Source organism: Steroidobacter sp. (assembly GCF_036402275.1).
In the GTDB taxonomy this organism is placed as follows: domain Bacteria; phylum Pseudomonadota; class Gammaproteobacteria; order Steroidobacterales; family Steroidobacteraceae; genus Steroidobacter.
Genome location: NZ_DASWTF010000048.1, coordinates 208,304 through 235,259, shown reverse-complemented (window position 1 = coordinate 235,259; position 26,956 = coordinate 208,304). Strand labels below are relative to the sequence as shown.

Annotated in this window: 23 protein-coding genes and 1 riboswitch; of the genes, 11 read left to right on the top strand and 12 right to left on the bottom strand. The window is 60.6% G+C overall.

Features of this window, described 5'->3' with window-relative positions; all coding sequences use genetic code 11:
- Positions 1 to 92: 92 nt before the first annotated feature.
- Positions 93 to 998, bottom strand: coding sequence for a PhzF family phenazine biosynthesis isomerase (locus VGD45_RS28195; RefSeq protein ID WP_331158729.1), 906 nt, complete (start codon positions 996 to 998; stop codon positions 93 to 95).
- A 214-nt stretch (positions 999 to 1,212) separates the two neighbouring features.
- A riboswitch (TPP riboswitch) is annotated at positions 1,213 to 1,341 on the top strand.
- A gap of 67 nt (positions 1,342 to 1,408) precedes the next feature.
- On the opposite strand from VGD45_RS28195, the gene VGD45_RS28190 reads away from it, so the two are divergent.
- Genes VGD45_RS28190 through VGD45_RS28175 form a run of 4 tightly spaced genes read left to right on the top strand, consistent with a single transcriptional unit; the run spans position 1,409 to position 5,326 of the window.
- Positions 1,409 to 3,574, top strand: a complete 2,166-nt coding sequence (locus VGD45_RS28190) for a TonB-dependent receptor (RefSeq protein WP_331158728.1) — start codon at positions 1,409 to 1,411, stop codon at positions 3,572 to 3,574.
- Positions 3,574 to 3,825: a YkoF family thiamine/hydroxymethylpyrimidine-binding protein gene (locus tag VGD45_RS28185; protein WP_331158727.1), complete on the top strand. Its 252-nt coding sequence runs from the start codon at positions 3,574 to 3,576 to the stop codon at positions 3,823 to 3,825. Before VGD45_RS28190 ends, VGD45_RS28185 begins: the two co-directional genes overlap by 1 nt.
- A 16-nt stretch (positions 3,826 to 3,841) precedes the next feature.
- Positions 3,842 to 4,495 (top strand): nicotinamide riboside transporter PnuC, encoded by a 654-nt coding sequence (gene pnuC / locus VGD45_RS28180; RefSeq protein WP_331158726.1) that lies wholly within the window; start codon positions 3,842 to 3,844, stop codon positions 4,493 to 4,495.
- Between the two features lie 6 nt (positions 4,496 to 4,501).
- Entirely contained in the window at positions 4,502 to 5,326 is an 825-nt protein-coding gene (locus VGD45_RS28175; protein ID WP_331158725.1) for a phosphotransferase, read from the top strand.
- Positions 5,327 to 5,345: 19 nt separating this feature from the next.
- Here the strand turns inward: VGD45_RS28175 and VGD45_RS28170 are convergent, their stop codons facing one another.
- Complete coding sequence (locus tag VGD45_RS28170) at positions 5,346 to 5,495, bottom strand: hypothetical protein (protein ID WP_331158724.1); 150 nt, start codon at positions 5,493 to 5,495, stop codon at positions 5,346 to 5,348.
- A 227-nt stretch (positions 5,496 to 5,722) separates the two neighbouring features.
- Here VGD45_RS28170 and VGD45_RS28165 point away from each other — a divergent pair, with 227 nt between their 5' ends.
- Positions 5,723 to 6,379, top strand: a complete 657-nt coding sequence (locus tag VGD45_RS28165; protein ID WP_331158723.1) for a DUF3025 domain-containing protein — start codon at positions 5,723 to 5,725, stop codon at positions 6,377 to 6,379.
- A gap of 2 nt (positions 6,380 to 6,381) precedes the next feature.
- Positions 6,382 to 7,104 (top strand): 2OG-Fe(II) oxygenase, encoded by a 723-nt coding sequence (locus tag VGD45_RS28160; protein WP_331158722.1) that lies wholly within the window; start codon positions 6,382 to 6,384, stop codon positions 7,102 to 7,104.
- Positions 7,105 to 7,110: 6 nt separating this feature from the next.
- Here VGD45_RS28160 and VGD45_RS28155 read toward each other — a convergent pair whose 3' ends face one another.
- From VGD45_RS28155 to VGD45_RS28145, 3 genes are all read right to left on the bottom strand, one after another.
- On the bottom strand, positions 7,111 to 9,576 hold the full coding sequence (locus VGD45_RS28155) for a TonB-dependent receptor plug domain-containing protein (protein ID WP_331158721.1): 2,466 nt from the start codon (positions 9,574 to 9,576) through the stop codon (positions 7,111 to 7,113).
- Positions 9,577 to 9,938: 362 nt separating this feature from the next.
- Positions 9,939 to 11,060, bottom strand: a complete 1,122-nt coding sequence (locus VGD45_RS28150) for a FecR family protein (protein ID WP_331158720.1) — start codon at positions 11,058 to 11,060, stop codon at positions 9,939 to 9,941.
- Complete coding sequence (locus VGD45_RS28145) at positions 11,047 to 11,805, bottom strand: hypothetical protein (RefSeq protein WP_331158719.1); 759 nt, start codon at positions 11,803 to 11,805, stop codon at positions 11,047 to 11,049. Before VGD45_RS28145 ends, VGD45_RS28150 begins: the two co-directional genes overlap by 14 nt.
- 781 nt (positions 11,806 to 12,586) lie before the next feature.
- Here VGD45_RS28145 and VGD45_RS28140 point away from each other — a divergent pair.
- Entirely contained in the window at positions 12,587 to 13,021 is a 435-nt protein-coding gene (locus VGD45_RS28140) for a hypothetical protein (protein WP_331158718.1), read from the top strand.
- Positions 13,022 to 13,115: 94 nt separating this feature from the next.
- On the top strand, positions 13,116 to 14,465 hold the full coding sequence (locus VGD45_RS28135; RefSeq protein WP_331158717.1) for an HNH endonuclease: 1,350 nt from the start codon (positions 13,116 to 13,118) through the stop codon (positions 14,463 to 14,465).
- Between the two features lie 134 nt (positions 14,466 to 14,599).
- On the opposite strand, the gene VGD45_RS28130 is transcribed toward VGD45_RS28135, so the two are convergent.
- Together VGD45_RS28130 and VGD45_RS28125 are read right to left on the bottom strand one after the other, a co-directional pair.
- Positions 14,600 to 16,516, bottom strand: a complete 1,917-nt coding sequence (locus VGD45_RS28130) for a tetratricopeptide repeat protein (RefSeq protein WP_331158716.1) — start codon at positions 16,514 to 16,516, stop codon at positions 14,600 to 14,602.
- A 158-nt stretch (positions 16,517 to 16,674) separates the two neighbouring features.
- Positions 16,675 to 17,625, bottom strand: a complete 951-nt coding sequence (locus VGD45_RS28125; RefSeq protein ID WP_349263383.1) for a zinc-binding alcohol dehydrogenase family protein — start codon at positions 17,623 to 17,625, stop codon at positions 16,675 to 16,677.
- A gap of 105 nt (positions 17,626 to 17,730) precedes the next feature.
- Here VGD45_RS28125 and VGD45_RS28120 point away from each other — a divergent pair, with 105 nt between their 5' ends.
- The gene (locus VGD45_RS28120) at positions 17,731 to 18,660 is read left to right on the top strand and encodes an AraC family transcriptional regulator (protein ID WP_331158714.1); all 930 of its coding nucleotides are present in this window, start codon (positions 17,731 to 17,733) and stop codon (positions 18,658 to 18,660) included.
- A gap of 103 nt (positions 18,661 to 18,763) precedes the next feature.
- Here the strand turns inward: VGD45_RS28120 and VGD45_RS28115 are convergent, their stop codons facing one another.
- Both VGD45_RS28115 and VGD45_RS28110 read right to left on the bottom strand, forming a co-directional pair.
- Positions 18,764 to 19,585 (bottom strand): SDR family oxidoreductase, encoded by an 822-nt coding sequence (locus tag VGD45_RS28115; RefSeq protein ID WP_331158713.1) that lies wholly within the window; start codon positions 19,583 to 19,585, stop codon positions 18,764 to 18,766.
- A gap of 178 nt (positions 19,586 to 19,763) precedes the next feature.
- Positions 19,764 to 20,645, bottom strand: a complete 882-nt coding sequence (locus tag VGD45_RS28110; protein WP_349263387.1) for a LysR family transcriptional regulator — start codon at positions 20,643 to 20,645, stop codon at positions 19,764 to 19,766.
- A gap of 135 nt (positions 20,646 to 20,780) precedes the next feature.
- On the opposite strand from VGD45_RS28110, the gene VGD45_RS28105 reads away from it, so the two are divergent.
- Positions 20,781 to 21,527: a glucose 1-dehydrogenase gene (locus VGD45_RS28105; protein WP_331158711.1), complete on the top strand. Its 747-nt coding sequence runs from the start codon at positions 20,781 to 20,783 to the stop codon at positions 21,525 to 21,527.
- Between the two features lie 15 nt (positions 21,528 to 21,542).
- Positions 21,543 to 22,373, top strand: coding sequence for an oxidoreductase (locus tag VGD45_RS28100; RefSeq protein WP_331158710.1), 831 nt, complete (start codon positions 21,543 to 21,545; stop codon positions 22,371 to 22,373).
- Between the two features lie 46 nt (positions 22,374 to 22,419).
- On the opposite strand, the gene VGD45_RS28095 is transcribed toward VGD45_RS28100, so the two are convergent.
- The 3 genes from VGD45_RS28095 to VGD45_RS28085 form a co-directional block, all read right to left on the bottom strand.
- On the bottom strand, positions 22,420 to 23,073 hold the full coding sequence (locus VGD45_RS28095; protein ID WP_331158709.1) for a hypothetical protein: 654 nt from the start codon (positions 23,071 to 23,073) through the stop codon (positions 22,420 to 22,422).
- 8 nt (positions 23,074 to 23,081) lie between these two features.
- On the bottom strand, positions 23,082 to 24,494 hold the full coding sequence (locus tag VGD45_RS28090; RefSeq protein ID WP_331158708.1) for a pectin acetylesterase-family hydrolase: 1,413 nt from the start codon (positions 24,492 to 24,494) through the stop codon (positions 23,082 to 23,084).
- A gap of 129 nt (positions 24,495 to 24,623) precedes the next feature.
- Positions 24,624 to 26,813, bottom strand: coding sequence for a hypothetical protein (locus VGD45_RS28085; RefSeq protein ID WP_331158707.1), 2,190 nt, complete (start codon positions 26,811 to 26,813; stop codon positions 24,624 to 24,626).
- Positions 26,814 to 26,956 lie beyond the last annotated feature (143 nt).

Genomic DNA, 26,956 nt, shown 5'->3' with positions numbered 1-26,956 from the left:
GGCCGGAACGGGCTGCGGAGCCCGCCCAAGTCGCTGTCGGTAGGAGTTTTTCTGGCGAAAAGGGCGGGTCGGCCGGGGCTCGGACCTGGGCTTCAGGCCTGGATGTCGGCCTCGTACACGATCACGGCGTCGCCGACGATGCGGACCGACTGCGCCACCTTGCCCGAGGACTCGACCTCGACCTGAACCATGCCGGGCCGACGCATCCACATGCCTTGGCGGCCCTGGAACACGACGCGACCGTCCTTCGGCTCCAGCAGGCCCTGATTGACCAGATACACGCCGAGCATGCCGTGCGCGTTACCGCTGACCGCATCCTCGCGAATCCCGAGCGCAGGAACAAACATGCGCGACTCGGTGCCGATGACGCCGTCGTTCTCGACGAGCGCGAATACGAAATAACCCTCCGCGCCGACGTGCGAGGTGAGACGCGCCAGCTCCTCGAAATCCGGCTTGATGGAGCCAAGCAGATCGTTGGATTTCAGGCCGACCAGCAGGCGCGAGCCGCCCTTGGTCAGCACCTGCAAAGGACAATCGACATGCAGGCTCGGGCTGGAGATGCCGAGCGCGTTCAACACCTGGCGGCGGTGATGCTCCGGAATGACAGGCCCCAGCGACGGCGGATTCTGCGTGATGGCGATGCGCAGGTCGCCGTCCACCTCGGTGACTTCGATTTCGACGATGCCCGCGCCCGTGCGCTGCCGCAGCTTGCCCACCGGCTTGCCATCTTTCTTCGCGCGCACGTATTGCGCGGCGACGGTGGCGTGACCGACGAACGGCACTTCATGGCGCGGCGTGAAGAATCTCACCTGCATGTCGTGATCGCCGGATTCGGCTTCCAGCACGAAGGCGGTCTCGCCGTTCACTTCGGTGGCGATGGTCTGCATCTGCTCGTCCGACAGCTCATCCGCGTCCAGCACCACGATGGCGGGGTTACCGGTAAAGCGCGTGCGAGTGAACGCGTCGACGTGGAACAGCCGGCAATGTCGGTTGGGCATGGTGTTGCAGCCAGGAAAAAACAAAGCGCTCTTATAGCGCTAGATGCGATTGGTGCCTAGCTGCCCGTCGAACTTGCGACCGGCCTGGAAGTCTGCTGCGAGGTAGCCGGCAAAAGTCGCGCCTTTTGACGGCGGCAACGGAGCCGCTGTCCGAAAAAGGGCCGTAGGCCGCTTTTTCCAATGAAACAGTGAGTGGCGCTCTCTGTTACAATCGTGTCCGCCTTAGGGGTGGCCCTGACTGGGGCCTGAGATGCCGACCGCCCAGCGCTGCTGGTGCTCATCGGCGGACCCGTTGAACCTGATCCGGTTAGTACCGGCGTAGGGAGCAGGTCGTGACTCGCCTTCCGTTCATTTCCCGTACTGCTTCTTTTCTCGCCCGTGCCCGGATCTTCCACCGTGAGGATCTGGCAATGTCTGCTGATAAATATAATGACTCGGGGAGCCGCACCCGCGCGGCCGTGACTCTGGCATTCACCGCGCTCGGCGCGACAACGGCCATGGCCGCTGACGACAACCTTATCGAAGAGGTGGTCGTCACCGCGACACTGCGTCAGCAATCTCTGGCCGAAGCGCCGGTCAGCGTAACTGTGCTCGATCAGCAAACGTTGCGCGATGCCGGCCGCCAGCATTTCGAAGATGTGCTCATATCCGTGCCGAATCTGACTTATGCCGGCGGCACATCGCGGCCACGTTTTCTCCAAATACGCGGTATCGGTGAGCGCGAGGAATATCAGGGCGCGCCGAATCCTTCCGTGGGTTTCCTGATCGACGGCATCGATTTCAGCGGCATGGGCATGCCTGCGACTTTGTTCGACGTCGACCGCATTGAAGTGCTGCGTGGTCCGCAAGGTTTGCACTATGGCGCCAACGCGCTCGGCGGTCTCATCGTCATGCGCGGCCGCGATCCCGAAGACGAGTTTGGTTTTTCCACCGAAGCGTCGTATGGCGAATATAACAGCCGCTCCCTCGGTGCGGTCGCGACCGGTCCTGTGGAGTCATTGAACTCCGCATGGCGCGTTGCCGTTCAAAACTTTCGCAGTGACGGTTTCCGTGACGATGTTTATCTCGGGCGCGACGACACCATGGATCGTGATGAGCTCACCGCACGCGCCAAGTGGCGTTGGCAGCCGAGCGAGAGCACTACGGTCGATCTGACTTGGCTGCACGCCGATCTCGACAACGGCTACGACGCATGGTCGATCGACAACACACGCACTTCACTTGCCGATCGACCCGGCAAGGATGCGCAGAAGTCAGACGGCGCGGCGCTTCGCGTCGATACTTCGGCGGGCCAGCTCGGACGACTGACGGTGACGGCGACGCTGTCCGATAGCGAAACCGACTACAGCTTCGATTCCGATTGGGGCAACGCGGAGAGCTGGGCGCCGTACACCTACGATTATTTCGATCGCCAGCAGCGGGATCGTCGCGGTCGCAGTCTCGAAGCGCGCCTCACGTCCGACTCGGCCGCGTCCCCGCACGGACTGACGTGGGTCGTGGGTGTTTACGTGCTCGACGTCGATGAGCAACTCGATTCGACTTCGGTCGGCGTCTATGTCGACCCGTTCTTCCCTGACTGGTCCGGCTCCATCGACAAGCGAGTGCTGAGCGACTACGACGCGCAGAACCTCGCTGCGTACGCGCAGGTCGAAGCGCCGTTCAACGATCGCTGGGGCTGGTCGTTCGGCTTGCGAGGCGAGCAGCGTGATGCCGATTACAGCGATCGTCGCACCGGCGATTCGCTGACTGGCATCGATGAGTCCGCGAAGGACTCCATGTGGGGCGGACAAGCCACGTTGTACTTCGATCAGCGCGAACATTTGCGTTGGTTCGCCACTGTGTCGCGTGGCTACAAGGCCGGCGGTTTCAATCTTGGCGAGGGCGCCGCCATCAAGACTCAGTTCCTGCCCGAGTACCTGGTCGGCCTCGATGTCGGTATGAAAGGCGAGTGGCTCCAGGGCCGGCTGTATGCGGACGTGACCGCCTTTTATATGAAGCGCACCGACATGCAGATCGCCGTCAGCCAGCAGCTGGTCCCTGGCGATCCGAGCAGTTATCTGTTCTACACGGACAACGCTTCCGGCGGTCGTAACCTGGGCATCGAGAGCAGCGTGCGCTGGCATGCGACCGATCAGCTCGAGCTGGGCGGCGCCCTGGGCTTGCTACGGACTCGCTACTCCGGGTTCCGTCCTGACGGCGTTCAGGATGTCAGCGATCGCGATCAGGCGTACGCGCCCGAGTATCTGGCGTCGGTGAACGCCACATGGCGTCATCCGCAGGGTTGGATGGCGAGGGTCGATGTCGTAGCCAGCGATAATTACTACTTCGATGTGCCCGATCTCGATCCGAACAAGAACAACTATCGGTCGAACGCGTACTCGCTGACGCATCTCAAAGCTGGATACGAGGCCGATCGCTGGGCCGTGTACGCCTGGGGCCGCAATGTATTCGACGAGGACTATTTCACCCGAGGTTTTTACTTCGGCAACGAGCCGCCCGATTTCGCCAACAAGCGCTACACGCAGCTCGGCGAGCCGCGGCAATTCGGCGTCACTTTCCGTTGGGAGTTCAAGTAATGCGCACTGCTATCGAGATCAGCCTGTATCCGCTCGACTCGGACTACATTCCGCCGATCAAGGATTTCATCGAGCGGCTCAACAAGTACCCGGAGCTGCAGGTCACCACCAACGCCATGAGCACGCAGATCGCGGGTGAGCATGCGCGGCTGTTCGAGATCCTGGGCAAAGAAACCGCGACCAGCTTCGGCGAGCAGGGGCGCAAAGTGTTCGTAATGAAGGTGCTTGGTGGCACCGTGCCGGACGCCTGAGCTACCGAGAACGCCCATGGAAGAAGCTGCGCTTGCTCCGGCACATCCGGCGCAAATCATCATCCAGCAATTCTTGGCAACGTCGCCGTGGGAAGCCGCGGCGTCGCTGCTCGGCCTGGCCTATCTGCTGCTGGCGGTTCGTCGCAACCTGCTGTGCTGGCTATGCGCCTTCGTCAGCACGTCGATCTACATCGCGCTGTTCGTGAAGGCATCGCTGTACATGCAGGTCGTGCTGAACGTGTTCTACCTGGTCATGGCCGTGTACGGCTTCATCGACTGGAAGCGCGGGCGCACCGAGTCGGGCGACGTGCGCATCGAATCGTGGAATGTGAACCAGCACGTGACGGTGGCCGTGCTTGTCATAATCGCGAGCGCGCTGAACGGCTGGGCACTGTCGCGATGGACCGACTCGCCCGCGCCATATCTGGATTCTTTCGTCACCTGGGGCAGCATCGTTACCACTTGGATGGTCGCGCGACGCATAATCGAGAACTGGTTGTACTGGATCGTGGTCGACGCCGCCGCTGCCTGGCTGTACTTCAGCCAGGGGCTGCTGGCCACCACGGTATTGTTCATCATCTATCTCGGGATCGTGGTGCGTGGATATTTTGTGTGGCGGCGGGAACAGGTGCTGCAGAGTAAGTCGGCGATCGCCGCGCCATCGATTTGAGCTGACATGACCGCGGCCTCCACCGCCGCGGCTGCCATGGATGTCGCCGCGAGAACGCTCAAGGTCTCCGCCGAGGCCGTTCTTTCCTGCGAGCCCATCAAGCACGGCCTTACCAACGAGAGCTGGCTGGTTCGGACCCGCCAGGACGACGTCGTGGTCCGCATCAGCAACACGGCCGAGCAGGCGTTACAAATCGATCGGCACAGCGAAGCGCTGGTGCTGGCCGCCGTGGACGAGGCGGGCATCGGGCCGGAGGTGATCCTGTGCGATCCGGCCCAGCGCGTGCTTGTCACCCGGTATCTCGGCGACACATGGAGTGAAGCCGATGCCGTGAAGGAAGAAAACATACAGCGGCTCGGGCAGTTGTTTCGTCGCCTGCATCGCGTGTCACCGCCGATCGGCGTTCGGCGCGTCGAGCTGAACGATACGCTCGAAGGTTATTTCCGCACGCTCCAGGAGCGCGGCATTCAGCCAGCGCTGACCACGAAGGCACTGCGCGAGCGCGCGCTGCAGGTGGCATTGAAGCTGCGCGAGAACTCCGCTGCAACGCTGTGTCACAACGACGTGCATCACCTCAACGTCACGGACGACGGCAAACTGCGCTTGATCGACTGGGAATACGCCGGCGTGGGCCAGCGACTGTTCGACCTGGCGTCAGTGTGCGTCTATCACAAGTACGACAAGCTGCAACGGGAGCAGCTGCTCGGCGCCTACACCTCACTCACGGAGCTGACGACCTGGCATCGCCTCGAACTGGCGTGCTGGTTGTTCGACTACGTGCGCGATCTATGGATGGCAGTGAGAGAAAGCAGCGGCTCAGCCGCGACGTGACCTTCTGCCACGCCTGCTCTCAGTGGCGCTTGAAGTACTGCACTTCGCGTTCGTGCTTCTCCGCGGCTGCGCGCGATTTGAACGTGCCGAGGTTGCGCCGTTTGCCGGTTCGCGGGTCGGTTTTCCTGGAGTACAGGCGATATTCGCCAGAGGCAAGCTTGCGGATCATGGCGTCCTCTCGTTGGCGGGCAACTGAGCGGGAAACGTCGGCCACGACCAGGGGTTCCAGGCGGCATCGTTTACGCGTCGGCCTGGTCGGGAAGTCACGGGCGTCGCGTAGAATGCGCCGTCCGTAAACGATTGCGATGACTCATGACACCCGCACTGGCCTCGCTCGCTGAGGCTGTAAGAACTCCAGCACCATGGCTTGAGCCATACATAACAGTGGCGAGGCGGGTGCTGGACGCCGCGACGTCCAACTCTGTTGCCGAAGCTTTGAATGGTGCGCGTGGCGACAGTGTGGGCGGGGTTCGATTCGTCGAGCAGGCGGCGCTGCCGGAAAACGAACCGTATGAGTCATTCATATTTCGTACGGCTCGTGTTCCCACGCGCGACAACCTGCACGATCTGTTCAACGGTCTGATGTGGTTGAGCTATCCGCAAACCAAACGCAGATTGAATGTCCTGCAGGCGGAGCAACTCGCTGTGCTGGGCAACGCCAGCACGCGCGGTCCGTTGCGGGATGCGCTGACTGTATTCGATGAGAACGCCGCCATACTGCGGGCTCCCGCGTCGTTGATCGAAGCATTACGCCAGCGGAATTGGAATGCGCTGTTTCTGGATCTGCGCGCGCAGTGGGTTTCGGCTGAGTTGGTGATCTTCGGACACGCGCTGATGGAAAAGTTGATGCAGCCTCGCAAGGCGATCACCGCCCACGTCTGCATCGTCGACGAGATCACCGATGAGTCGCTGGCCGCGAGCCTCGATCCCGATCGGCTCGCCGCGAAAGATTTCCTGCCCTTGCCTGTGCTCGGTGTGCCAGGATGGTGGCCTGCCAACGAGAGCCCCGGCTTTTACGACGACGTTGATGTATTCCGGCCGCCGAGCCGATAGCTATGAGCTCGATCAAGAAACTACTCGACGGAGTGTTGATCCAACGAGGCGCACTGGGATCCGAAGATCTGGCGTCGCTCTCCAGCTATGTCCAGCGTGCGGTCAAAACCGAATCTCCCGTGTCCAACTTCGAAGGCGAGGACAGCGGCCAGGTCGAATGGGTCGTCAACAAACAGATCCGCGACACGCAGACGGTGAAGCTCACCAAGACCATGGAGAAGAAACTGCGCGCCATCGACGACAAGAGCATCGCGTCGTTCATCAATCCTTTCTACAAAGTCGAAGTGAGCGACCGCGAGCCGTCGCAGATCCTCCATTACGGCGTCGGCGGCCACTACATTCCGCACGTCGACGCCGAAACGCTCTACAAGGACGACCACGGCCTGGAACTCTGGGAGAAAACGCTCGACCGCGATCTTTCCGTCGTCTATTTCATCAACGACGACTTCTCGGGCGGCGAATTGTTCTTCCCCGCGCTCGACCTGGTGATCGAGCCCGAGGCTGGCACGCTGGTTTGCTTCCCCTCAGATCACAATTACATCCACGGCGTGCGGCCTGTGACATCCGGTCACCGCTACACCATCGTCACATGGATGCGCGTCGCGGGCATGCCGGCGCTGGAAGAAATCAATCAGATGTGGCTGGACGAGTACCACCGGCAGTATCCGAAACAAGTCGAGCAGCGGCCGTGCTTGGGCAGGGGAGCAGGAATTCGTATTCTGTAATCGTTCTCAGAAGCGCTTACTGAGCCGGAAATAGATGAATCGGCCTATCAAATCGTTTTGCGAGACGTCATAGCCAAACGCCGCTCCAGCGTTTGCAAACTCCGGCGCGACATCGAACACATTGCGCGCGCCGAGCATGACGGTCGCATCGTCGAGCAAGGCAGTGCCCAAGATGTCCAGATCCATCCATGCCTGCAGATCCACGAGCACCCGCGAGCGAATGCGCCTGTCCAGCGGTCCGGTCCACACATCCGCATCCTGATAGGAAGGCGTAAATGTCGCCGTGGTCGATGCACCAAAGGCCCCTAGCCTCCCGCCCATAGTACCGACGACGCGCCACTGCGGGATCGTGCCTTGAATATTCGCAATCCCGACGCGGTCCGCAGGCAGCGCCTGATTCATGTCGCGAATCGAATAGTCGTTGACCCAGGTCGTAGACAACTTGAATTGTAAACCGCGGAAGTCGCTCCCGACCGAAAATGAGGCCTCCAGGTCGACGCCACTCGTATCCAGCTCGCCAAAGTTTGCCCGGGTCAGATCGATGGAGCGTAAAGGTCCCGCCCAGCCACGCAGCAGGTCTTGTGCGGTCGGCGCGTCTCGCACGACGCGCCCGGTCAATTCGCCATTCGGATTCAACAGCTCCGAGTAAATCGGCAGGACGATCCGATTCTCCATCTGCACTCGCCAGTAGTTACCGCTGAGGCGCAGGCCCGATATCCAGCTAGGCTGAAACGAAAAGCCGGCTGTGAATGAATGCGCTGTGACCGATTCGAGATCGCGATTTGCCCCCACGATGAAACCGACGTTCGATAGCTCGCCGCCTCTTAGCGGGTCCGCTATGGGCACGGTCAGCCGCGACACAGGCATGTTCAGCTCGTACAGCGATGGCGGCCGATAACTCGTTCCATACGCGACACGAAAGGTCCACTCGTCGAGCGGTTGCCAGAGCGCACGGTATTGGGGATTGAGTCGTTGCTCGCCGCCGTCACCATAGTCATCGGCTCGGAGAGCTATCTTCAATGACAGCTTGTCGAAGAGCGGCAGCTTGATTTCCGAGAAAACCGAGACGACATCACGACTCACGTCGATGCGCTTACCTGCTTCGAAGAAACCTGCTGCATCGAGACGCCATTCGCCACCGACGGTCAGCTCTGCTGACCGGCCACCTAGGTTGAGCACTGGCCCTCGCATGATTGCAGACAGCTGAGAGCTGGAGAACGCGAAGCCGAGACTCTGCGTCGGGGCTATCAGGGAATCCAGCAGCGCGGTAGAGCCGGCCGGGCCATCGGAGAATAGATTGAGCGCGCTTTGCGGATCGGTGGACTGGATCGCGGAGCTGACTCGTTCGAAATCGAGTCCGCCTCGCGTGGTGTTCGATCCATTCTCGTGATGGTGCAGGCCGGTCAGCTCCAAATCCCAATCGCCGATCCTGCTTTGGGCGCCTATGACCCCGCGCAACAGATTTGTTTCGTACACGTGCGAGATCGGCCCCATGCCGGCGAAGGAATAATCGACGGCGACCGCCTCTCCGAACGGATTAAAAGGATTGGACGCTGGCACGATTTGCTGAGTCAGCGAAGGCGGGCCCCGCAGAGCGGTCAGCTCAGCGTCGGCCACAAGAAACTCTCCGAACAGACTGATTGTCTCGGTCGCCAGATACTCGGCCGATCCATACGCGCTCACACGCTGCCATGGCGGAGCGATTGACCAATCGCTCAACGAGCTGCCCAGATTCAACTCGCCATCGGTTGCGAAGAAACTGGCAGGGCTGAGTCCGATGCCCGCGGTTCCTGGAGGAACGGCGGCGCGCGATGACGAGAGCCCCGGCAGGGGCCGTCCCGTCAGAGAATAGACATTCCCCGCGTGCGTCGTACTGACACGGTAATCCTGTCCACCGAAGCGGCGGAAGTCTTGGTTTCTCGTCAAATCCCGCTCCTGTCCCATCAGCGACGTCGTTTCATGGAAATCCAGCGAGAGAGTGGACTTAAGGCGATCGTTGCTGGCGCCGAAGGAGGCTGCAATGCGCCGCTGCGTGGCTCCGCCATCGGCTTCACCATAGTGCAGCTGGATCTCCGGCTGCGTGACAACGCGCTTCAGGATGATGTTGACTACTCCGCCAATCGCATCCGCGCCATAGATGGCCGACGCTGAATCGGACATCACTTCGACTCGCTCCACTGCGGTGACGGGAAAGCTGTTCAAGTCGATCGTGTTCTGCGAGATGCTGTTCGCGCTCGTCGACACTCTCTTGCCATTGATCAGCACGAGCGTGGTGTCGACGCCCAAGCCGCGCAGTTGCAGCGACTGTGCACCGCTTTGCAAATGCCCTGTGCCGTACGAGAAAGGCTGTTGAATGAAATAGCGCGACAGATCGCCCAGCGTGGAGACGCCGAATCGTTCAATATCTTTACGCGTGTACGCGATCTTGGGTGCTGGACCATGCTCGTGATCGAGCCGAGTACCGATGACCATAATCGAGTGGACCCCATCTTCTGCACTTGGCCGCCGCCTACTATGAATCCTTATCGCGGAGTCAGCGTGCCATGTGTACGACAGATCGGTGTCCCTCAGCAGCGTCTGCAGCGCTTCGTCGGCTGACGCGTGGCCGACGAAAGCTCCCAGCTCCTTGGTTTCACTTTCATGGAGATTGGCTACGACTTGCAATTCGGTCTGGCTGGAGAACTGCCGCAGGACCGAAACGACCGGACCGCCAGAGATGTCGAGATGAAATTGCTTCGCTTGCTGCGGTTCGGCGGGGAGCGCGGCCACGCATATAGTCAGCAGCGGGGCTGCGAGCATCCATGACCATCTGCGTTTGCACCATTGCACGAGTATTAATCCGACAGTCGAATTACATCGTTCTTGGTATCGAACGTCATCTTGACGCCCGGTTCCTGCGCAATCACTGCAGCGAAATCCATCGGCTGGTCCACCTTGACGCGGGCGTATTCGATCACCTTGGCGCTCAGTGTCGGACTGTCCACGACGAGCTGCACGCGGTTGCGACGGTTGAACTGCGCGACGCTTTGGGCGACGGTCGCACCTGTGAGGTCCAGCCAGCCGCTTGTCCATTGCAACTTGTTCTTTGCGTCCACGGGTGCAACGGACGGCAATGCAAGTGAGCTATCCGGTACGCGCAGTTCCTCGCCTGCTTCCACGAGTACCGCCGAACCATTGACGTGTCCGCGACCCGCCACCTTCACCGTTCCATCTGATACCGTCGTCGTCACTCCACCATCGATCGCGACACCGAACCTGGTCCCGACGGCAATGATGTCCACCAAGTGCGTTCTCACGATGAATGGCCGGTTCGCATCCTTCGTCACTTCGAAAACTGCGCCGCCTGCGCGCAGATGTACCAAGCGAGCGGCGTCGGAGTACTCGATTTTGATGTTGCTCCGAGCATCGACGTGGATGGAGCTGCCGTCCCGGAGCGTCCTGTGATCCCACTCGCTTGCGCCGGTCGTGACGACCTGCGGGGACTTCAGGTAATGCTGCACGCCGAAGACGGCTGTGAGAGCAAAGACAAGCCCCGCCGCACATGCCGCGAGACTGAACAGGTTCCGCTTGTTGGTCCGAGGGCGTGGAAAAGTGAGAAGCTCGCTCGACTTCTTATATCGATTGGATTCGAGAGCGGCTTTGATGGCATCCACGTCCGACCAGTCCGCCACGTTGCCAGGACCGCGAGTCATTGCGCTTATCGGCGAGCCCACGGCGATGCAGTCGTCGAACTCCATTCCGTAGAGCGCAGGATCGCCAACACTCACGCTGGCGAGGCTCTTCAGTGGGACGAACTCTTCTCCTAGATCTAATTGCACGAATCGTACGATGCGACCGTCCTCTACGATCTGAGCGACGGGCTCGCCAGTACGATCCCGGAAAACAGGGGTGACGAAGCCGAGAGCGTCGGGCACGGGACGACAGACTCCGATCAGCACGCCGCTATCGTCTTTCATAGCAGCCTCCACCAACCTGCATTTCAAGAGCCTCGCGCTCGAGCAGCGCTTGATACTCGATGGCCAGCTTGAGAGGGGATACGTCGAACCAGCGAACCTCGACCCCGCGACCTGGACCAGACAGGAACGACGAGACAATGGAGTTCGATTCGAGCGCTCGCGGCAGGATCAGGCCACGCACCAACGGCCACTCGAACGGAATAGGCTTTTCGATCTGCAGCTCCATGACGAGGCGGCGATCGTCGGCGCTGGAAGCGTCAGGGTCAGTGAGCATCGAGACCAATGCCTCGACTTGGTAGAAGTCGGCATATGGCACGATCGGTGGGCGGGGCTGGTGCGTCAGGTAATCGTAAATGCTCTTGTAGAAGGAGGATATGAATCTGCCAGGGGAGTCGGGCAGGCGAGTCACGTCGTAGTTGTAGAGCTCATCCCGCTCATGCATGTACTTTCGATATCGTCCGGCGAAAAACGCGCCGCTGTCGAACGGAAATACTCGCTTGCGCCAGTCATAAATGTCAGGTGACATGAGAATGACCACCGGGGCTCGCGCCATAGTCCCTATCGAGGTGTTGCGAGGGTCTTTGTATGCCGGTTTGCCTAAGCAGTAGTAAGTGAGATGTTCGCTAAACTTGTTGCAGGGGGCTGGCGAGCGCAGCGTACCGCTCCGAATGATCTGCTGGAGTTTGAAGGCATCGGTCTTATGGCACCACGCGAGCGGCGTCGGGCATGGGGAGATGCGTTCCATCCAAACCGACAGCGGCGACGGTTCCGATCTGGTCGGGTAGCAAAGCATGCGATGGTCGTTACTCCGTCCCACGCTTTCGAGGCCCGAGGTACACTGTGAGTACGGTTCATTTGCAGCGCGGTTGCATGCTAGTAGACCGGTCTTATGCGCCGTCGCGCCCCATCGTCACGGAGCAACAGGGGGCGGTACTCTGTGTCGTCCTCTTCATCCTCCACTGTGTGACGGTGTGTGCGCCGACCCTTAGGTCGAAGTTCGCAGTCGGAAATCAGTTCGATTAAGAAACAACTGCAGAAGCGCCTCAAGCAGGTGGGGCGGCATGCAACGACTGTAGCGCCGTACTGTCGTCGGCGCGATGTGAATAACTGGCTACCTTGCTGAGTTGATCCGAGCTTCCGGGCGTCAAATGGTTGCGCGCTGGCATGCCGATTTCGGCAGCGGAATTCATGCCTTTGCCCGCTCCGGGCCGCAAGCAGACATGCTGAGCCGTGGCGCTGACTGCCGCTCTCACGCGTAGTGGCTCGCGCGCGCGAGGTGCGCGGGAGCGGAGGAACATTTTTTTTAATGCGGTCTGTTGTTATATACAGTAACGACGCGCCGAGATACGATCGATCCCGTGCCTAATCTGGGGCACAGCGATCTCCGCCCGAAACCCATCCCGTACTTTTCGAGCGGGCCCCAAAGTCGATCCACAGCAAGTGAGTTCAATGCATCAAAGGCGGCGCCCGACGGTGCTCGAACACCGCCGAACGCCTGACCAAATCACCCTGAAAAGGAGGATGACATGGCTACTAGCGATAATACTTTCAAGCCGCGCCGTTCACGACGCAAACATTCCACAACCACCGCCGTGGCGTCGAGCGCGGCACTCGGCAGTGGCGATCCGCTAACACCACCACCGCCAAGTCCGCCGCGCAGCTTAGAAGAAGCCGTGGAGAACGTGCGAAGCCTGCTGATGCAGGTGCGCGCGACGCTTCATTGTTTATCGGACGTACTGTTGTACTCGGATGATGATGACGGAGTCTTGCACGCGGAGGTGGCGAAGGCTCTCGAGAGCTGGGTGGACGAGGCGGCGGTGATGTTAGATCTCGTGAACCTGAAGCCGTTGATCGAGGCGCTTCGGCAGCGCGGCGGTGGAGAGCCAGGCGAAGGCGGATCGGAGCCCGCGAGCCGTGGGCTGTATCAGGTGAGAGAGGCGACGCTCGTGTATCTGGCCTGAGTGTTTGACGCCTGAGCACCCTCTGCCGGAGTCAAAGAGAGCGGCAGAGGGTGCCAGGGGCGAGGTAAAGCAGCGTTCTTGCGGAGACTGCACCATGAGTATGGAAAGTGTTCACCGAACCCAGCAAGACGAAGCACGAGCGGCCGATTGGCAATCGCTCCAGAACGTCGGCCATCAAATCGTTGAGCTCGCCGGCCATCTCAACGCAGCCAACTATCGTTTGCTGATGCTGATTGCCGAGTGGGATCGCCGCAAAGGCTGGAGCGATGGCGCGAGCGCCTCTTGTGCTCACTGGCTCAATTGGAAGTGCGGCATCGACATGGGCGCGGCGCGCGAGAAAGTGCGCACGGCGCATGCGCTGATGAACCTGCCGAAGATTGCCGCGGCGATGGAGCGCGGTGAGTTGAGCTATGCGAAGGTCCGCGCGCTGACGCGCGTGGCGTGCCCCAACACCGAAGACACGCTACTCATGTACGCGCTGCATGGCACGGCCGTGCATGTAGAGCGCATCGTGCGTGACTTCCGCCGCTGCAAGGAAGCGGAAGAGTTGGGGCGTGAGGCGCAACAGCAGCTCGACCGGAAGCTCACCTGGTTTCATGACGAGGACGGCATGCTCGTGATCAAGGCGCGGCTGCCCGCCGAGGCAGGGCAGATGTTTATTAAAGCCATCGAGGCGGCATGCGAAGAGATCCCAGCGGCGGAGGACGTTTCTGCGGAAACGCCATCTGTTAAATGGCGCATCCATCCATCGGCCCGCAAAGTTGAAGCCCTGACGATGATGGCGGAAACATTTCTCGCTCAAGGTCCCGCGGCGCTCAAAGGTGGGGATCGACATCAGATAGTGGTGCACGTGGACGCAGAGACGCTGCGAGACAGCGCACCGGGCCGTTGTAACTTCGAACATGGGCCGAGCGTTTCTGCAGAAACGGCTCGGCGCTTATCTTGTGATTGCAGCGTCGTTCCCATCATAGAGAACGAAGACGGCGAGCCGCTCAATGTGGGCCGGAAGACGCGCAGTATCCCGCCCGCGCTACACCGCGCGATGCGGTCGCGCGACCGTGGCTGTTGTCGCTTCCCCGGCTGCCCCAACACTCGGTTTCTCGATGGCCATCACATTCAGCACTGGGCGCACGGCGGAGAAACGAAACTCTCCAACCTCGTGAGTCTCTGCCGTTTTCATCACCGACAGGTCCACGAAGGCAACGTCGTGGTCCTGGTGCTCGACGACGGCGCGATTCGTTTTGTGACGCCGACCGGTGAATCCTTCGATAGCACGCTACAAAACCACACACAGCCACTCAGCGATTGGCACCAGCTAGTCGCCACGCATGAAGAACAGAGATTGCACATCGACCGGCGCACGGCCGCGACTCGCTGGGACGGCGAAACTTACGACCACGCATGGGCGATCGAATCGCTGCTACGTCGCTTGCGCAGCGGATGAGGCGGAATTGTGGACACCCGCAACGGCGCCACGAGTCGAATCGATAGCCGCAAGGGGGCGACAAACGACAGGCACATAGCTGATTCCGACCCATTTCAGTCACTCGCAAATGTTCGCTTCACGGCTGCCAGCTGTCAGTCTGGCAAGTTTAGCTTTCGCAGCCATGCGCGGTAACGTGGATCGCCCGTGTACCGCGCGAACGCGGGATCGCCCTTGACCGCTGTTATCATCACGTCTACGTTTTTTTGAGCTCCTGCACGCTCGAGCCACTTCAGTGCCTCCTCAAATTCCCCGCGGTAAGCGCGGCCCTGAGCAACCTCATAAGGGGCCTCGGCTGCAGCCTCTGCCTCCAGCTGGCGCATGGCCTGCTCGGACTCATCCCGGCGGCCCATTGCGTAGTAGACAGCAGTGAGTCCCACGAGGCGGTTGTGCCGCCAAGTGGTGTGACGAAAAGCGTCCAGCGCCGCCGAAAGCTCGCCCCGCGCCAGTAATACCCGGCCGAAGATTGCCCATCCTGGGTCGTTGGTCGGGCTGATCGCGAGCGCATGACGTATCTGCTCTTCCGCTTCGACGAGGTGTCCCGAGCGGAGCAAACAAGAGGCAGAGTGATTGATCATTCCCGAATTGAATGGGTCATGCGAGAGTGCAGCCCGAAAATATCGCATGGCCTCATCCCACCGTCCCAATGCACATGCGAGCACCCCGGCATCCATCTGTATGAAATGATTCTCCGGGTCCATGCGCAAGGCCTGTCGTGTCTCAGCTTCTGCCGCGGCCCAGTTGAGACCATCATTCATGTAGAGCCAGGCACGCAAGCCATGCATCTCGGGAAGGTTAGGATCCAGCATGAGTGCGGCATCGATCGCTGCTCGCGCCTGACTCGCGTCACGCTCCGTCCTCGTATAGTTGAAAATTGCGATGGATGCGCGCGCCACACCCGCAGCAGCAGGCACGAACGTGGGATCGGCCTTCAGCGCCTGCCCGTAGTACCGAAGGGCGTCCTCTTGTCCTTGTATGTCTTGGCGGTCGCGCGCTGCACGCGCGCGGAGAAACAGGCTATAGGCTTTTGGGTTGACAACGGTAGTGCGCGCCGGAAGATCTGCTGCGCCGACCTGCACTTGAATTGCACGCACGAGCCCGGCCGCAATGTCGTCCTGAACCTTGAGCACATCTCCGATAGGTCTGTCGTAAGACTCGGACCAGCGGTGTGAGCCGTCGCGCGCATCGATCAGCTGCACATTGACGCGGACGCGATCCTGCGAACGCCGGACGCTCCCCTGGAGAACGTTCGCAGTGCCCAGAGCCTTGCCGACTTCCCGCAGGTCCGTGTTCTTTCCCTTGAACTGAAATGATGACGTCCGGCCTATTACCTTGACATTTGGAACCTTGGCGAGCAGATCGATGATCTCCTCGGCCATGCCATCCGCGAAATACTCCTGGTCCTTCTTCTCGCTCAAATCCACAAATGGCAGTACCGCAATCGTTTTATCCGCGGTGTCCACGTTCATCGCGGCTTCGGCCTCTCGAGTTGCGTCGGACGCGTGCTCCGACACGGCCACTGGTCGCGATGGCCAAAACTTATCGACGACGAAGTACACGAGCGCCATGGCCATTACGGCGAATATCGCGCGGTTGAGCCGCTGCCCCGTCTGCTTCCGGATGGACCGACTCGGCTCCACCTCGACCGTGGGTTTCAGCCCCTCCGGCGTAATTTCATACACCCATGCGAACAGGAGCACCGAGGGGAAGCCGATAGCCATCAGTACGACCACCAGCCGATTCGCCCACGGCGGCACCTCCAGCATGTGAAAGACGACGTACGCCGGTTCGAGAATCAGCCAGCACACCACGAGGTAGAGGATTGCGACGCGAATGACGTTGCGTTGCTTGAGCTGCTCAAGGAATCGGAACGAGATGCGCGAGTGGTGGCTGTGCGCAGGCGCTGCGATGTGCGGCGCATCATCGTTGGTGCCGTTGGGCGGGGGCTGAACGCTCGCTGGCGGACTGCTTGGCTCGGGCCCCACTCTGGATTCGGGCGCTTGTCCCGACATTACCCTTCCCCCAACGACCTCACTTCGCGCCGACAGGATGCGCCCGGGGTATCGGGCTCGCAACTCGTCGCCTATCACCCGTGCTGAGCCGTGAGGGCATTGCCGCTCTCACGCGTAGTCGCTCGCGCGCGAAGTGATCGATCCTGCGCTGGAGACTCTCAACTTGATGGAGGTGTCAGGATGTATCGAACGTCCGGATCGCCATTCCAGGCGTCAGCGATCGATCGTAGCGGCACGCTTTCGAACGGAGCGTTAAAGCCGGCCTCCGGGGCAGCCGCGAGCAACTCACTTGCTCCGGCGACCAGATCCTTCACCGCTACGCTGCCGATGCCACTACCGAGCAACTCGACTCCGGTACTGCGTAGCATGTCGCCGCGGAGCGGAATGACGTCGCCCGCAAGCGTACCGAGTTGCACATAGCGTAAGCGTGCCTCACCGGCGGGTGAGCCTCGTCGCTGTGTCGCAGCCCTGAGGACGCGCGTGGCAGGCTCGCCCCACACGAAGTCGAGCACGACATCCACTCGTTGGCCGAACTGCGCGCACAGCGTTTCATCGGCGCTGTCATTCAGCACGATCTTCACGTCGGCATCGAGCGCCGCGAGTTTCTGCTCATTACGCCCGACGGCGATGACTTTGCTGGCGCCGAAGTAACGAGCGGTTTGAAGCGCCATGCTGCCGGCCGATCCAGTCGCGCCGATGACCATGACTGTCTCACCTGCCTGTACTTTCGCGCGTCGCGAAAGTGCAATCCACGAGGCGAGTCCTGCAGTGGCAACTGCCGCTGCACGCAGATCGGAAATCTTGTCTGGTACTGGCACCATCATCTCGTTCGCGACCAGCGACTTTTCCGCCATCGAACCGAATGGCGCTTTCGGGAAGAGAAAGTAAACGCGACGGCCCGTGCTATCGCGTCCCACGCCATCGACACCGGGAACGAAACCAGCGGTCGCACTGCTTGCATAGTGCTTGCCCGCTGCGAGGGCCTTCACGATCGGGCTTAGTGCGGCGGCGTGCACTGTCACCACGCTCTCACCCTCACTCGCTTCTGGCTCACGGAAATCTTGAAAAGACGGCGCTACACCGAATGTCTCAACAACTGCGGCTTTCAAAGCGTTGGTCTCCACCATTGACGATGGGCGGCACTCTAGCGGCGCCCTGGTGGAACATCTATGCTCAGGAATCTGCTTTTTGTTCGCGATCGTCCGAAGGCATGCATGGATCCCCTTTCCGAGGTTCTCTCGCTTCTGAAGCCTCGCAGCTACATCACCGCGGGATTCGACGCCGGCGGAGCCTGGGCGCTCACCCTCGATGACCTGGCGGGCCGCATCAAGTGCTACGCCGTGATCAAGGGCAGTTGCTGGTTGTCGATGGATCATCTCGAGCACCCAATGCAGCTTCGCGCGGGCGACTGTTTCGTGTTGCCCAGCGGGCGTACGGTGACTATTGGTAGCGACTTGGCAATGACGCCGAAGCGGGCAAGCGAGGTGCTCGATCCGAATCGCAGTGGCGAGATCGTCACTTACAACGGCGGTGGAGACGTATACCTGATCGGTAGTCGCTTCGAGGTGAACGGCCGTCACGCCGAAGTGCTGTTGCAGACGATGCCGCCGCTCATGCGCATCGAGACTTCGGGCGATCGCGAGCGATTGCGGTTATCCATCGAGCACATGATGGAAGAGTTCCGGGAGGCGCAACCCGGCTCGTCGTTAGTCGCGCAACAGCTTGCGCACATGATGCTGGTGCAGGCCTTACGCCTGTATCTGTCGCAACAATCGATCGACAATGTGAGCTGGCTTGCAGCGCTGGCAGATCCGCAATTGAGCCTGGCTCTTGCTGCCATACACGCCCATCCGGCGTTTCCATGGACGGTGCAGGAACTCGCCGCACGAGCGGGGATGTCGCGGTCACTATTTGCCGAGCGATTCCGCCAACGCACGGGTGAGACACCGATTGCCTATCTCGCACGCTGGCGAATGATGTTAGCCGGAGAAAAGCTAGTCAGTGGTCGCTGCACGCTGGCGCGGGTTGCCAGTTCACTTGGCTATGAATCTGAGCGCGCATTCAACACGGCTTTCAAACGTGTGATGGGGATGTCTCCGCGGCGGTATGCGCGAGCTGCGCAGCGAGAAGATCACAGAGAGTGATCTGTGATGTCTTTTGCATGAGCGGTGCGCCCAATCACTTCGCGGACGATTGAACGACCGGGCAGAGGAGAGCCCGACGGCGGGTCCTCGTTCTCTACTGGAGTCACCACTCGAATGTTTCACCGTTGTAGTTCTGAAAGCGGTGCTGGTTTTCTTTGGAAAGGTTTGCGATCAGGGCTACGAGCCCAGCCGCGCTCTCCTCGGGAGAAATCAGCTTTCTGATGGCCGGCACGCCGTTGCGCAGATCATTGTTCAGCTCCGTATCGACGATCCCTGGCGCAAAGACGCCTACTAGCACGCGCTTTTCCGCAACATCGCTCTGAAGCTTGCGCATGCCCAGATTTAGCGCGCTCTTGCTCATGTCGTAGAAGTATGCGCGCCGCTCCAGGAACGGCTTGCTCACGGATCCCCTGCCGCTCGAGATCGCGATTATTTTCTTGTGTTCACTGGCGCTCACGTTGTCGAGGAAGGCCGTGGATATTCGCAGCGGTGCGAACGCATTCACCCGCATGATTTCCGTGAATGTTGCTTCATCGAACTGTCCTGGGATCTGCCCTTCATAGCGCCCGGAGGTTCCTGCGTTGTTGACGAGCACGTCGATGGGCTTGCCGCGGTACTTCTCGACGAGCCCCGTGATCGATGGTTCACTCGTAACGTCTAACGTTTCGACGACTACGTTGGGATGAACTGCGGCCAGTTCCTTCAGTTCGCTCGCGCGACTCGGGTCGCGACACGTGGCAATGACACGCCAACCCGCCGTTGCGTATGCCTTCGTAAGTGCCAGCCCGATGCCCCGATTCGAGCCGGTAATCAGAACGACCGGCGACGCCTGCGTGACTCCGGCTGGGTTCGGCTGTGCAGCGCTCAAGCCGCCAGCCACGATCAACAGTGAGCAGGCCAGGAACAGTTGGAGGACGATCTTCATATGAGTGCCTCACGCATTTGGGCAGGCCGGATCTTTTGCAACCGCCAGCATACCGTGCCCGTGTCCGTGCCTGGCCGCAAGCAAAGTCCAGCGAGGGACGTTTCTGCAGAAACGTCGTCTGTTAAATGGCGCATTCATCCCTCGGCCCGAATCGCTATTACGTCGCTCGCGGACCGGATTAGGCGGGAATGTCGGCACCCGCAGCGGCACTATCCGCCAGCATCGCATCGGCGATATCCAGCATCGCTCGCAACCGATCCATATGCCGCAAGTCGTGGTGATAACCCACCCATATATCTCTCGACGGCGGTTGATCCGGTGTGTCGATCCGCTGCAATCCAGATAACGCATCGCCAAGCGGCCTTGGCAGCACTGCAACGCCCATGCCTCGCAAACACATCTGTGCTTGAACGCTTCGGCTCGTGCTTGTGAAGACGCGCCGCGAAAGTGGGAACTTATCAAGTAACCAGGCGACATCAGGAAAGTGAGATTGCGCCGTGTTCATGAGAATGAGCCCCACGGATACCGGATCGTTCTGCATGGCTCGTGCGGCTTCAGCCGAGCCATAAAGACCGTATGACATTCTCATCAGACGCCGCTGAACAATGTCCGGCTCGCTAAAGGGCACGATGCGAAAGGCCACGTCGGCCTCACGACGTGAAAGATCGAGTAATCGGTAGCTCGCGATTACCTCCGGCACAACCGCTGGATGCCGGCGCCCCAACTCGGCCAGGACGGGAGCCAGAACATAGCCAGCAAACCAATCCGCTGACGATATCCGCAAGATACCTTCGAGACGTTCGTGGTTGCCGGCCAGGCGCCTTTCCAGCGACAGCGCGGAATTCTCCATGGATTCCGCCAGCGCTAGCACGGCGTCCCCGGCGTCCGTGAGCACCAATCCGTCCTTCGTCCTGCGGAAGAGCGGCTGCCCTGCTTCATCTTCGAGCGCCTTGATCCGGCGACCCACCGTTGGGTGGCTCACATCCAGAGTCCGGGCGGCCTCGCCGAGGGATCCGCCGCGGGCTACCGCCAGAAAGATGCGAACGTCGCTCCACTCCAATATCGCCGACCCCCGTTCAAAAATGAACGAGAAATATGCAGGAATGGCAGTCCACAAACAATCCTGTCGGGATCACCATCGCGCCTCACTGAGTCGAGGCCCATTCCGGGCCAGACACATCCGGAATCTCACGACATGAGCAAATTGAAAGACAAAGTTGCCATCGTAACGGGCGCTTCGAAAGGCATCGGCGCGGGCATCGCCCGCCAGCTCGCAGCAGACGGCGCCAAGGTCGTCGTCAATTACGCGTCGAGTAAGGGCGGTGCAGACAAAGTGGTTGCCGACATCGAAGCCGCTGGCGGGAAGGCCGTGGCGGTGGGTGCGGATGTTCGCAACAAGACGGAGGTCGAGGGGCTGGTCAAGGCGGCCATCGACAACTTCGGCCGGTTGGACATCGTGGTGAACAACTCCGGCATTTACCAGTTCGCCAAGATCGAAGAGACCACCGAAGAGCTCTATCGCAAGCAGTTCGACATCAACGTTCTTGGTCCTCTACTGGTCGTCGCCGCCGCCGCGCCACACCTGGGCAAGGGCGGCAGCATCATCAACATTAGTTCCGTCGTCACGCGGGTCCTTCCGGCTGAGAGTGCCATCTACAGCGGCACAAAAGGTGCGCTCGATGCCATCACCGGCGTGCTGTCGCGCGAACTCGCCCCGCGCGGCATCCGCGTCAACGCGGTGAACCCTGGCTTGATCGAAACCGAAGGCACCCATACTGCCGGCGTCATGGGCTCGGACTTCCAGACCTGGAACGAAAGCCAGACGCCACTCGGCCGGATCGGCCAGGTAGAGGACATCGCTCCGATCGTTTCCTATCTCGCATCGGACGATGCGCGCTGGGTAACGGGCGAGATCATCCTCGCTGCGGGCGGCATGCGCTGATACGAGGGGAAACTCATGAAGAAAACTTGGTTGATCACCGGCTGCTCCAGCGGCTTGGGCCAACATCTCGCTCGGGCTGTCGCTGCGCGCGGCGACCAATTGGTAGCGACGGCCCGCAACCCGGAGACTCTGCGAGATCTGGCGCAGGAGTTCCCACAAACGGTTCGCGTATGTGCCCTGGACGTGACGCGGCCGGAGATGGCAACCGCGGCCGTCGCGTTCGCTACGGAAGCTTTCGGCGGTTTGGATGTACTGGTCAACAACGCCGGCCACGGGCTGTTCGGTGCGATCGAAGAAACAACGCCTGACGAGTACCGACCGCTGTTCGACGTCAATGTGTTCGGGCTGATCGAAGTCACCCGCGCCGCATTACCGGTACTAAGACAGCGGCGCGGCGGTCGCATCGTCAACCTGTCCTCCGGCGCGGGAATCGCAGGGATGGCAGGTTCGGGCTACTACAACGCCAGTAAGTTCGCGGTCGAAGGCTTGTCCGAAGCACTGGACCAGGAGGTTGCTCCGCTCGGGCTGCGCGTCATCATCGTCGAACCCGGCCCGTTTCGCACAGCGTTCCTCGGTCGTTCGATCACCGTGGCCAAGCGCCAGATCGGCGACTATGGCCAAACCGCAGGCCAGCGGCGCGTGTACCGCGACAGCAACGATGGCAAGCAGGCCGGCGATCCGGCCAAGGCGATTGCCGTGATCTTGAAAGCGGTCGATAGCGAGAACCCACCATTACATCTGCCCTTGGGGCCGGCCGCCCATGCCATGGCCGATCGCAAGCTGGCGGCGTTCCGCAAAGACATCGACGCATGGCGCGAGCTCGCTATCGCGACCGATTTCGATTGAGGGTCTGCGCGCGTCGTTTGGACGGCGGCGTGCGCATTGCCAACAACTACATTCCCTCGCCGAGCAGTTGCTCGCGTTCCGCCTGCAAGCGGCGTCGGAGATATTCGTCGCGACTCAGGCCGTCCGGGATGGTCTGCAGCGACAGGGTCTCGGCGACGATCTGACTTTCCCGAACCTTGTACAGTTGAAACATCGGATCGGACTGCGCGGCCGCCAGAGCGTTGCGTTGACGGGTGTCTAGCTCGTAGCGTTCCTTGAGTGCGCGTATCTGCGCTAATTGTTGCCGTTCATCGGCAACCGTGGCTCGAATCAATCCGGCACGAAGCAGGAATGTTTCGCCCGCGGACAGACCTCCAGCCTGCTCGATGCGCGAGAGCTCCTGTGAGAGATCGGCTCCTCGCCGACGAGCCTCCTCGGGCGACAAGGCCGGAGCCTGCGCGAAAAATTCTCGGGCCCGCTCATTGAATCTTGCGCGCTCGTGGACATCGACAGGGCTCGCATCCTCGCTCGTCTGTGTTGCCGCGTCGGCAGAGGCAGGCGTGGAGGAGGGAGCATTCCGATTCTCCCTCATTTCGTCGAGGATTCCACGCGCGTCGGTCTGCTTCGTTCGTTCCGCTGTGGGCTTGCTCAGATGTACGACCCAGCCAACGGCCACGCCTGCCAGCGCAAGGGCAATGATCGTTGTCCATCGAGCTTTCATCGACGCGCCTACAACAGCGACTCGATCAGTTGATAAATCAGGTTGGGCGGCTTGGCGCGGTCGGCTTGATCGCTGGCTTCGGACGCGTCGAGCACGGCGCCGCTGCCGTCCAGCACGCTATCGATGAAGTTGCGCAGTTCCAGCGAGCGTTCTTGAATGTCGCCGTTCTCGAAATCGACGATGGTCGTGCAGTGGCTTTCGTTCAGCGCGCGGAATTGCGGGAAGTAGCCACCGAAGCTGGGCAGCGTCTGCAACGTCTGTCTCAGGCGCTCGGTATCCGTGCCCCACTTGGCGTGGATCAGCGCTTCTTTCGCAGCCTGGCTCGGCGCGTTGACGATTTCTGGAAAGAAGCGCTCGTACGAGTACGAGGAATAATTCAGGTCCTGCCAGAAATGCGTGTGGCCGAGGCGATCGTTCGGTACCTTCGCGGCCAGCGCCGCGTAAATGCTGCCGAAATTGTTGCTGTTGAATGCGGGTAGCACCGAGGCCAGATACGGCATCGGCCCCTGATCCAATCCCCAAGCGGAGCGAATCTGAGTATGTAACGGCACCGACGGGTACTGTGCGGGATTGCCGCCGACGGGCGCGGAGAACGACGGCCCGGAGTCGTTGATCAGATATCCGTAGGTCGGAGCCAGATCGCGCCGGACAGTCGCGTAGCTGTTGAGGCTGCCGATGCCGCCCGCGCTGCAGCCCGTCGATAGCATCTGCGTAGGCCGGGGCAGCTTGTTTTTCAGCCACGCGAGGACGGCGCGGGTATTGCGGGCGCCATTGTGATGAAACACCAGCGGAGTGTTCTGCCCGGTGGGATCGTTATACACCGCGACTTTGTCGCCGCTATATACATCTCCGGTGCAGTAGGGAACATAGATCATGTTCCAGTTCTGGGTTTTGACCGACGACCACGGATGGGCGCGCACGACGAAGGGACTGACCAGGCTGCTCGCAGGATTCATCAGGCTCATGTAATCGTCTGGAATGCCATTCGGATTGCGAGCGCCACGAATGCCGGTCTGGCCGCTGCAACTTGCATAGTCCCAGCACGCACCGCCGCCTTCCATGTAAATGATGGTGTTCCGCGTGTTGGGCACACGGTTCACGAAAAATTTATATTGCGAACCGTCGCCGCATACCGCGCCGGTTGAGGGCGCGAGTTTGATTGTCTGCCATTGATAGTAGGCGCCAGGGCTGAAGCCGTCGTTGAATCCAGAAGGATTCGGCAATAGCGGATAAGGCCCTTGCATCTGGGCTGGCGTCACCGGGCTGTCGGCAGGCGGCGGGGAGACCAGATTCACGATGGTCTGCAGGGCGCTGTAATCGCCTGCTTCGGCATGCGCCTGCGGCGTCGCGCCCACTGTGCAGGCGATCAGGACCAGCGAAAGAAACATCGTGCGCGCAGTGGAGAAAACGAGCCCGGTCATGACCTTCTCCTTGAGAGTCCGTCCGCGACTTTACGGCAACTGCGTTCGTGGGCACGGCCTTGTAGCCCGAAGCGATGCTGCTCCTCTATTTAGATAATTGTCAACAAGTGCACTGTCGCCCGTGGCAGTTCAAGGTTGAACGACCAGGAAATCGTCGGCTTCAGCTGCGGTCTTGTAAGCGGCGACGCCTGCAGGACCCGCAGGATGAGGCGCCGTCTGGTCGGTTGCTTCGAGCATCAATACACCATTCATGTAAGCACGCAGCGTCGTTCCAACGATGTCCAAACGCAGGTCATACCAGGTGTTCACCGTCACCGGAGGTGTTGCAGAGGTATCCAGCGTCGTGATGACACCATTGGTCAGTTTTCTCAGTGAGATCTGATTGCTGTTGCGAAGAGTCAGGTAATAATAGTTCTGCGCATCGACGTAACGACCGATGAGGCCGATCCATCGATCCGCGCCGTTGAACTGAGTCGCGCGGAGCCGCGCTCGGATGATCTGATCGGTGCCGTGGGAGTAATAGGAGAACACGTACGCGCCGCCGCCGGTGGTCGGTTGCGTGAACACGGTTGCGTCGGGCAGCTTCACCCATTGATAAGCGTAATTCACCCAATCCCAATCCATCTGTATCGTCGGCGTGTTGAAGCGCTCGTCTTTCAATATCACGCTCGGGTCCGGATTCAGGATCACATTGTCATAGTCGGCGCGCGTGCGATACATGGCGATGCCGGGTCGTCCACGAGTCAGCGAGCTATCCCTCGCGGTGAGCACCAGCCGACCTTCCACGAACGCACGCAGTTGCTCACCATGCGCCTCCAGTCGCAATGCATAGTTGCGATGGAGCGCGACAGACAAAGCCGCAGAGCCCAACGTCGTGACGACGCCGTTGACGATCCGCTTGAGCTGAATCGTGTTCGAGTTACGCACCGTGATGTAGTAGTAATTGTTGGCATCGATGTAGCGCACCATCAATCCGAACCATCGATCGCCCGGAGGCGCCGCATACGAACGAGGCGTTACGTCCGCCTGAATCGATTGGCGATCCCAGTCGGCGGTTGGGTAGATCGACGCTGCTCCGGTCGTGACATTGGTTTGTCGGTAGACCCGCGAGCCGCCGACGCTCGCTACACTGAAGGTGCTGTTGGGCTGTGCGACCCAGCCGTTCGCGGCGCCATCTTCGAAATTTTCGTGGAGCATCGGCGGATTCGGCGCGAGCTGATTCGGTATATCGAACACATAGGCGACGGCCCCGGTGGGGCGCGGAACGGTCCAGTTGCCGCCAGCGATGACGCGATTGCCTCTCAATTCCAGCGAGCCCAGCGGTTCGCGAACGCTCGAGGCCAGTGAAGCCTTGCGTGTCCACCCGGCGGACGTGTGGCGATAAATGCCGAGACCTTGCGAGGCCGACGCGCCCAGGATCGTATCGCCATCGATGTCGATGGCGCCCGCCAGGGTCTGCGCGACATTCCACTCGCCTCGAGCATTCCGCTCGAAAATATAAGTTTCAGGAAAACCGGAGACGAGGGCTCTCGACCCCGACGCTTCGATGCTCGCCGTGAAGCTGCTTGGCGCCTGCGTCCCGGACGGATCGGGGATGGCGGTCGGCGGCGCGCCCGTCCACAAGCGATTGGGGCCGAGCGGGTAAATGTATAAGGTGCTGGGGGCCGACGGGTTGATCTCGTCCTCGTTGCCGTAGCTGCCGTGAAATGCCGCGATCGATGAGATGGCAACACCGCGCCCGAGATAATCCGCATCTGGCTGCGGTTGGCCATTAACCAGATCCTGGACTCTTGTCCAACCAGTTGCCCCGCGGCGATACAGATGCGCGCCCCAAGTGTACGAAGTGATGATCGTGCCATCCCGGATGTCGACATCCACCGCACTGGTATCGAGGACTGCCGCGCGTGTCCACACCCCGTTGATGCGCTCGAACACTGTGGTTTGTGGACTGAAGTAAGTTCCGACCACGATCACGTTGCCTTCGATCGCGACCGAGGTGCCGAGGTTACTCGAGCCCGTCCCTTGGGGTTCCTCGTGCAACGGCAACAGTTTCGCGACCTGCTGCCACACGCCGTTGCTTTGCCGCTCGAACACATAGGCCGCGCCAGGCCGACCATGTTCGGGCATACCGCCGCCATCCGTCGCACCCACGACCGCGACATCGCCGTCGATTGCGACAGAGCTGCCGAAGCCTGGCGGTGAAGGGTCGCTCGGCACGAGCCTGGCCTCTTCGAGGATCAGCGGCTCGGCGGCGAATGTGAGATTGAAGAAGAACAACGAAGAGCAAGCGACGAATCTGGCCAGGAGCATCGCACGCATTTGTTTCTCCCCGAGAATGAGCGCCTTGTAGTCTCTTCCCTACGCGGGACACGCGCGGTGGTGCCCGGCGTTATCAAACAAACGAATCGGGGGCGGCGTTCCAATCTCCATCGCGGCTGTCAAAAAGGTCGACAGCCATTTGG

Excerpts from the sequence above, each read along its gene's own strand:
- VGD45_RS28100 (WP_331158710.1), top strand. The coding sequence starts at position 21,543 with ATGAAGAAAACTTGGTTGATCACCGGCTGCTCCAGCGGCTTGGGCCAA.
- VGD45_RS28195 (WP_331158729.1), bottom strand. The coding sequence starts at position 998 with ATGCCCAACCGACATTGCCGGCTGTTCCACGTCGACGCGTTCACTCGC.
- VGD45_RS28095 (WP_331158709.1), bottom strand. The coding sequence starts at position 23,073 with ATGAAAGCTCGATGGACAACGATCATTGCCCTTGCGCTGGCAGGCGTG.
- VGD45_RS28170 (WP_331158724.1), bottom strand. The coding sequence starts at position 5,495 with ATGATCCGCAAGCTTGCCTCTGGCGAATATCGCCTGTACTCCAGGAAA.
- VGD45_RS28120 (WP_331158714.1), top strand. The coding sequence starts at position 17,731 with ATGGATCCCCTTTCCGAGGTTCTCTCGCTTCTGAAGCCTCGCAGCTAC.
- VGD45_RS28085 (WP_331158707.1), bottom strand. The coding sequence starts at position 26,813 with ATGCGTGCGATGCTCCTGGCCAGATTCGTCGCTTGCTCTTCGTTGTTC.
- VGD45_RS28130 (WP_331158716.1), bottom strand. The coding sequence starts at position 16,516 with ATGTCGGGACAAGCGCCCGAATCCAGAGTGGGGCCCGAGCCAAGCAGT.
- VGD45_RS28145 (WP_331158719.1), bottom strand. The coding sequence starts at position 11,805 with ATGGAACGCATCTCCCCATGCCCGACGCCGCTCGCGTGGTGCCATAAG.
- pnuC (WP_331158726.1), top strand. The coding sequence starts at position 3,842 with ATGGAAGAAGCTGCGCTTGCTCCGGCACATCCGGCGCAAATCATCATC.
- VGD45_RS28150 (WP_331158720.1), bottom strand. The coding sequence starts at position 11,060 with ATGAAAGACGATAGCGGCGTGCTGATCGGAGTCTGTCGTCCCGTGCCC.
- VGD45_RS28115 (WP_331158713.1), bottom strand. The coding sequence starts at position 19,585 with ATGAAGATCGTCCTCCAACTGTTCCTGGCCTGCTCACTGTTGATCGTG.
- VGD45_RS28175 (WP_331158725.1), top strand. The coding sequence starts at position 4,502 with ATGACCGCGGCCTCCACCGCCGCGGCTGCCATGGATGTCGCCGCGAGA.
- VGD45_RS28155 (WP_331158721.1), bottom strand. The coding sequence starts at position 9,576 with ATGGTCATCGGTACTCGGCTCGATCACGAGCATGGTCCAGCACCCAAG.
- VGD45_RS28190 (WP_331158728.1), top strand. The coding sequence starts at position 1,409 with ATGTCTGCTGATAAATATAATGACTCGGGGAGCCGCACCCGCGCGGCC.
- VGD45_RS28135 (WP_331158717.1), top strand. The coding sequence starts at position 13,116 with ATGAGTATGGAAAGTGTTCACCGAACCCAGCAAGACGAAGCACGAGCG.
- VGD45_RS28090 (WP_331158708.1), bottom strand. The coding sequence starts at position 24,494 with ATGACCGGGCTCGTTTTCTCCACTGCGCGCACGATGTTTCTTTCGCTG.
- VGD45_RS28160 (WP_331158722.1), top strand. The coding sequence starts at position 6,382 with ATGAGCTCGATCAAGAAACTACTCGACGGAGTGTTGATCCAACGAGGC.
- VGD45_RS28185 (WP_331158727.1), top strand. The coding sequence starts at position 3,574 with ATGCGCACTGCTATCGAGATCAGCCTGTATCCGCTCGACTCGGACTAC.
- VGD45_RS28105 (WP_331158711.1), top strand. The coding sequence starts at position 20,781 with ATGAGCAAATTGAAAGACAAAGTTGCCATCGTAACGGGCGCTTCGAAA.
- VGD45_RS28140 (WP_331158718.1), top strand. The coding sequence starts at position 12,587 with ATGGCTACTAGCGATAATACTTTCAAGCCGCGCCGTTCACGACGCAAA.